3 protein-coding genes are annotated in these 7,571 nt (G+C 43.1%); all 3 read right to left on the bottom strand.

The genetic code is table 11. From position 1 onward, the window contains the following. Positions 1-3,314: choice-of-anchor L domain-containing protein (locus tag ACIR310F_RS23665; protein WP_196803202.1), on the bottom strand; the 3,314-nt coding region annotated here is incomplete at its 3' end. Positions 3,315-3,904: 590 nt separating this feature from the next. Next, a complete protein-coding gene (tkt, locus tag ACIR310F_RS0111080; protein WP_028083887.1) occupies positions 3,905-5,917 on the bottom strand; it encodes a transketolase in 2,013 nt (670 codons plus the stop codon). A 360-nt stretch (positions 5,918-6,277) separates the two neighbouring features. Then, complete coding sequence (gene fabF, locus ACIR310F_RS0111075) at positions 6,278-7,537, bottom strand: beta-ketoacyl-ACP synthase II (RefSeq protein WP_028083886.1); 1,260 nt, start codon at positions 7,535-7,537, stop codon at positions 6,278-6,280. Positions 7,538-7,571 lie beyond the last annotated feature (34 nt).

Below are 7,571 nucleotides of genomic sequence, written 5' to 3'. Positions count from 1 at the left end.
CCATTAGCTAAGGTGACAGCTACTGTCTCATTACTTTCAACGGTGGTGTCTCCTGTGGGGTTAATGGTTATTTGTTTCGTAGTTTCACCCGCAGCAAAGGTGATGGTTCCTGTTCCTGTTGTTGCTCCTGTAGGAAATGTAATAGCTGCACCGGTTTGAGTGTAGTCAGTGTTGAAGGTGGCTGTACCGCCAACATTGAAGTTAACGGTTAAGGGATTACCTAAGGACAGGCTTGTACCACCAGGATAACTGCGAGTGAAGGTATAGACTAGGTTGGGTGTACCGTCTTCAAATACGCTGCTTGGACTTACGGTTACGGTAATACTAGCAGTATCGTCATCATTAATAGTTCCTATGACGGGTCCTGTTGTACCAAGGGTGTAACCTGTGCCATTAGCTAAGGTGACAGCTACTGTCTCATTACTTTCAACGGTGGTGTCTCCTGTGGGGTTAATGGTTATTTGTTTCGTAGTTTCACCCGCAGCAAAGGTGATGGTTCCTGTTCCTGTTGTTGCTCCTGTAGGAAATGTAATAGCTGCACCGGTTTGAGTGTAGTCAGTGTTGAAGGTGGCTGTACCGCCAACATTGAAGTTAACGGTTAAGGGATTACCTAAGGACAGGCTTGTACCACCAGGATAACTGCGAGTGAAGGTATAGACTAGGTTGGGTGTACCGTCTTCAAATACGCTGCTTGGACTTACGGTTACGGTAATACTAGCAGTATCGTCATCATTAATAGTTCCTATGACGGGTCCTGTTGTACCAACGGTATAACTTGTGCCACTATCTAAGGTGACAGCAACTGTCTCATTACTTTCAATGATGGCATCTGCTGTAGGGTCTATGATTAAAGTAGCTGTAGTTGCACCCGCATCAAAGGTGATGGTTTTACCTGTTCCCGGTGTTGCCCCTGTGTAGTCATTACCATCGGCTGTACCACCAATGCTATAGTTGACTGTTAAGCGGTTGGTGGTAACTCCGGTACGGGTGAAGGTATAGACTAGGTTGGGTGTACCGTCTTCAAATACGCTGCTTGGAGTTACGGCTACAGTAACGAGAGGTTTGTCATCATTAATAATAGTTCCCGTTGCTGATCCTGATGTACCAACGGTGTAACCTGTGCCATTAGCTAAGGTGACAGCTACTGTTTCATCATTTTCAAATGTGGTGTCTGCTGTGGGGTCTATGGTTAAGGTTACCGTAGTTTCACCGACAGCAAAGGTGATGGTTTTACCTGTTCCTGGTGTTGCTCCTGTGTAGTCAGCACCATCGGCTGTACCGCCAATGCTATAGTTAACGGTTAAGGCATTATCTATCTTTCCATACCGACTGAAGGTATAAACCAGGTTAGCTGTACCATCTTCCAATACGCTATCAGGGAATACGGCTACGTTAACATTGGTATCCTCATCAGTAATAGTTCCAATGACGGCGGTGGCTGTATTGATAACGTAACCTGATCCAGGAGCTAGGGTTAACTCGACTTTTTCATTACCTTCAAAGGTGGTATCTGCTTTGGGGTCAATGGTTAAAGTGGCCGTACTTGCACCCGCAGCAAAGGTAATGGATCCTCTTGTTAGTCCAAAACTGGCTGCTCCTGTTTGAGTATAGTCAGTGTAATTAGAGTCACTGCTGAAAGTAGCTGAACCGCCAACATTGAAGTTAACAGTTAAGGCATTAGTCAGATTTCCAGCACGAGTGAAAGTGTAAACTAGATTTGTTGTCCCGTCTTCAAGAACACTAGCAGGATTAACCGATAGGCTAACAACAGCACGTCCTGGATCAACATCATTGTCAGTGATGATTACTGTTGCACTATTGTCTGTGCCTAAACTGTAATTAGTGCCACTAATTAATGACAGGATTACGGTTTCTGAGCCTTCGACAAGATTATCATTAACGGGAGTAATGGTGACGGTCTTTGAAGTCTCTCCCGCCAGAAAAGTTACGGTAGAAGGAATGGGACTGTAGTCACCAGTAGATGCAGTTCCCGAAATTGTGTAACTAACTGTGAGAGCATTGTTAGTGCTACCTGTGCGAGTAATCGTAAACACACCTGGGTTAGCTGTTGTTCCTTCTCCCGCGTCGCTATCTGTAGCTATGACTTTAACAATGGTACTTGGGTCACTAAAACCTTGAATAAAAACTGCCGAATCACGAGCATAGTCACGGCTATCAGCGATCGCTAACTTGATGTGATTAGTAACACCTGGAATAAGATCTGTTGCTACTGCACTTAATACAGTTGTGAAACCATCGAACTTCGTACCTAAAATATTTCCATAATAATCAGGTTTGAAAAATGCCGAGTTCGTTCCAGTGTTGACAGTATTGATAGAAACAGGAGTTGTTACACCGGGGACGAAAGCAATGTTTCTACCATTTAAGTAAAAGGCAAAAACATCATTGAACCTTGAATTTCCCAACTCAGGATAATTTTCAGAAGCAAATACATAGGAGAAGCTGATAGTATTCGAGGTCGGAATAAAGTCAAACTCTAATACTGCTGCATCATTGGTGCTGTTATTAGAGACTATAGTTTTGACTATGGCATCTAGATCTCTGTCACCTGATTTACCGTTAGAAGTTGAGTAGGTTGAAGGATCATCATCAACATCAATATTTCCCGTACTCAGAACAATACCGTTGTCTATGCCTATTGTTCCTAGTCCACCGGTAAAAGTACCCCCGGCAACATTTGCACCAATAAACCTGACGTTGCTGATTTTGTCGGGTGTAATACCGGAGTTGCCGATTAAAGTGTTAACAAGTTGCGCGGCAGTAACGCTATTTAAGTCTCTTGTGATTAAAGCACTCTGTTCAATTGCGATCGCTTCTCCATTTATTATAATCGTAGCGTGGTCATTCTCTGCTTGCAAACTCTGTAAAGTTGTCCCATTCAGACTTTCACCTCGTACCAAAGCGGCAAAAATCGCCCCTTCGTCTCCAGCGCTATCCGTTTGATTAATCCGAGCATCTACAAAATGCCCAATTTCTTCTAAGATTACGTCACTAACTGCTGCTGAATTTGCATTTGCGACAAAATTATCTGATAAATAAATCTTATTGGTGCTAGTAGAATAGGCGCCATTAGCATTGCCAAGAATGGTGTTACTAACAACCTCGATTTGGGGAAGTTGACTGAAATTACCCCCTTGCCAATCTAATCGCAGAATTTCCGCCGCGCTGCGGTTGTATTGCGTCCCAAAAGCGCTGTCGAAAACCTGCCAGAAATTATTATTAAAACCAGAAAAGCCACTGAGTTTGTCGTATGTCAGCTTTAGGGCTGATTCAAGTAAAAGTGAGAAGTTCATAGGTATATATAAGGTAGAATGCTTTATTAAAGATATAACACGATTTACTTTTAATTTCTAGGGTATTTATATTAAGATTTCTTATGTCACGAAAATTAAAATAACAATTAGTATGTCCAAAATATTGTCCCTACAATCTTTCTTATAAGTATCTATTGTATTATTTACTTTTAAGTATTAATATTTATTTGTCTAACCGCTCAGTCAAGCGAATAATTCAGGACTTACGCAAAATATCTCTCCCTAAGCCCCAATTTCTCTGTTACCTCTGTGCCTGGAGTGGTTTCTTATTCCGCGACTTGTGCGTAAGTGCTGTAATTCTTGAAAAGATGGATACTAAATTATGTGCGGAATCTGCGTTCTAACTTCTAAATAGCAAAATTCAGGAGTTAAAAGTGAAACTATCCGCAGGTTTCACAGATTTACTAGTATTAATTTAGACTTTATGTATAAAAAAAGGTGAGCGTTTTAGCCCACCTAAAAAATCAGAGAATATTGATGCTATGATACAGCAGATTGGAAATCAAGCAGGTACAAAATCTAATCAAAGCCAGACAATAAGCCAATTTTACTCCTGACTCCGGCTGTAATTAGCCTAACAATGCTTTGGCTTTAGCTAAAACATTATCAACTGTGAAGCCAAACTTCTCTAAACAAATACCACCAGGAGCGGAAGCACCAAAAGTATCAATACTGACGGTATCGCCTTCACTACCGATATACTTATGCCAACCGAAGCTACTAGCCGCTTCCACTGATAGGCGTTTAGTAACAGCTTGAGGAAGAATGGACTCTTTATAAGCTGCATCTTGTGTATCAAATAAGGTAGAAGAAGGCATAGAAACAACACGAACTTTCTTACCTTCTGCTGTCAGTTTCTCTGCGGCACTCACACAAAGACTTAATTCTGAACCAGTACCAATTAAGATAATATCTGGTGTACCTTGACAATCAACAATTGTATATGCACCCTTAGCGACACCTGCGATAGATGTACCTGCTAAGTTAGGAACATTTTGACGAGTGAAAGCTAATAAGGTAGAAGCTTGTGCTTTAGACTTCTCAATGGCAACTTTGTAACCACCAGAGGTTTCATTTCCATCTGCGGGACGAATTACGGTTAAATCAGGAATAGCCCGCAAAGAAGCTAAAGTTTCAATGGGTTGGTGGGTAGGACCATCTTCACCCTGGCCAATGGAGTCGTGAGTCATGACCCAAATTGCGCCGGCTTCAGAAAGAGCAGCTAAACGAATAGCAGCCCGCATATAATCGGTGAAGATGAGGAAAGTTGCACCGTAGGGTATTAAACCGGAGCGGTGTAAAGCCATACCGTTGCAAATTGCACCCATGGCGTGTTCCCGGACACCGAAGTGAATGTTACGATTTCCGAAATGTCCTTTTTGGAAGTCTCCAGTACCTTTAAGTTCAGTGAGGTTGGAGTGGGTTAAGTCAGCAGAACCACCGATTAATTCCGGTAAAACCGCACCTAATTTGTTGAGACAGATTTCCGAGTGTTTGCGGGTAGGTAATGCTTTATCTGCATCTGTGTAGGTAGGTAATACTTGATCCCAACCCTCTGGTAATTTGCCACTAATCAAACGTTCAAATTCAGCGGCTTCTTGGGGGTATTTAGCCTTGTATTCAGCATAAGCTTTGTTCCACTCGGATTCGTAAGCAGCACCGCGTTCAACAGCCTTGCGGGTATGGTTGAGGGCATCTTCAGGAACGACAAAAGCATCGTATTTCCAGCCTAAATTGTTGCGGGTAGCTATTGTTTCATCTGCACCTAAGGCTGCACCGTGAATACCAGCAGTATTAGCTTTATTAGGAGAACCATAACCGATGGTGGTTGTCACCTTAATCATGGTGGGTTTGTCTGTGACTGCTTTGGCCTGTGCGATCGCTTTGGCAATGCCTTCTAAATCTGTGTTACCGTCTTTAACGTGCAAAACGTGCCAACCGTAGGATTCAAAGCGTTTAGAAACATCTTCGGTGAATGCTACATCTGTAGAACCATCAATGGAGATATGGTTATCGTCATAGAGAGCAATAAGTTTACCTAATCCCCAGTGTCCAGCGATAGAGGCTGCTTCACCAGAAATCCCTTCCATGTTGCAACCATCACCAAGAATCACATAAGTGTAGTGATCAACAATTGTTGCATCAGGTTTATTGAACTTAGCGGCCAGGTGTGCTTCTGCTACTGCTAAACCGACTGCATTAGCAATTCCTTGGCCTAAAGGACCTGTGGTAACTTCTACACCGGCTGTCACAAAATTTTCGGGGTGGCCTGGGGTCTTAGCACCCCATTGACGAAATTGTTTAATGTCGTCTATGGTAACGCTATCGTAGCCTGTGAGGTACAGTAGGGCATACTGCAACATTGAACCATGACCAGCGGATAAAACAAAGCGATCGCGGTTGAACCATTGCGGATTTTTAGGATTATACCGCATAAAGGAGTCCCAAAGGACAAAAGCCATGGGAGCAGCACCCATCGGTAGTCCAGGGTGTCCTGACTTGGATTTTTCTATGGCATCAACAGCCAAAAAGCGGATAGAATTGATACAAAGTTCTTGGAGGGATTGGGTTGCAACAGCCATAATCTCTAATTGTTAAGGACGGGTTAGGACTCTTTTTAGGGTTTTTTGTGGGTTCATGAGCAAATGATCCCACTTGGTTCATCATCTCATTCCCAATGATCAATGGACAAGGGGGATGTTTGAGGTTTTTAGTGATGAATCAGGCCGATAAGCCGATAAATTTAATCATACCTTCCCAAAGCTTGGCATTAGCTAGGCTGTTAGTTCAGCTATGAATTTCTCTATCATGCCTTATGTTCACTTCTAAAAGACAAACTAGGAGCAAAATTATGCGGGGATCAATAATAAATACAAGTCTTGGTAATGGATAATTGGGTTATTAACTTTACCTGTTACCTATTACCTGACTAGTAAGTATCTTTAGGGAGTAAATTTCTTGAAGGCTAGGCTGACATTATGACCACCAAAGCCAAAGGAGTTAGATAAGGCTACCTCGACTATTTGACTGCGGCTGGTGTGGGGGACATAATCTAGATCACATTCTGGATCAAGATTTTCGATGTTGATAGTAGGGGGAATTTTGTCATCAGCTACGGCTAAAATTGTCGCTACGGCTTCAATTCCTCCCGAACCACCTAAAAGGTGTCCTGTCATGGATTTAGTGGAACTGACGGCTATTTTATAGGCGTGATCTCCCAAAGCTTTCTTAATAGCGGCGGTTTCGTTGACATCATTGGCTGGTGTACTTGTCCCATGGGCATTGATGTAACTTACCATTTCTGGGGCGATCGCACCATCTTTTAAAGCTAATTCTATCGCCCTAGCCGCACCTAAACCACCGGGAATCGGCGCAGTGATATGATACGCATCACAGGTCATCCCATAACCGACAATTTCCCCATAGATGCGTGCGCTACGCTTAATGGCGTGTTCTAACTCTTCGAGAATTAAAATTCCCGCGCCTTCACCCATCACAAACCCGTCCCTATCCCTATCAAAGGGACGACAAGCATGGGCTGGATCATCATTGCGGGTGGATAAAGCCCGTGCTGAGGCAAATCCTGCTACTGATAGGGGGGTAACTGCTGCTTCACAGCCACCGCAAATCATAGCTTTAGCGTATCCCCATTGAATTTGACGAAAAGCATCACCAATGGAATTAGAACCAGCCGCACAGGCTGTTACAGAACAGGAATTGGGACCTTTTGCACCTGTATGAATTGCTGTTAATCCCGCTGCCATATTGGCGATCATCATGGGAATCATGAAGGGACTACAACGACTAGGACCCCGTTTAGGATCTAAATAAATGGTTTGTTGGTCTTCTAATACTTTAATGCCACCAATACCAGAACCAATGATCACGCCAATTTGTTCAGCATTGAGATCGTCAATTACTAACCCTGAGTCCGCAACAGCTTGAATAGCTGCTGATACACCCAGTTGAGAAAAACGATCCATGCGCTTGGCTTCTTTGCGTTCTAAGTAAGTCTCTGGATCAAAGTTTTTGACTTCACCGGCAATGCGACAACTATGTTTAGAAGCATCAAAAGCGGTAATATAGTCAATACCATTGCGTCCGCTCAATAATCCTTCCCAATATTCGGCGGGTGTGTTTCCAATGGGTGTAATCGCGCCCACACCTGTTACAACAACGCGATTACGTTTTAAGTCTGTCATAATTACATTAAATATGGCAAAAAAGCAGCAGATG

The sequence above is a fragment of the Dolichospermum circinale AWQC310F genome, from assembly GCF_000426925.1.
Lineage (GTDB): Bacteria > Cyanobacteriota > Cyanobacteriia > Cyanobacteriales > Nostocaceae > Dolichospermum > Dolichospermum circinale.
The sequence above is the reverse complement of the archived record's forward strand: the minus strand, read 5'-3'. Positions and strand labels throughout refer to the sequence as shown.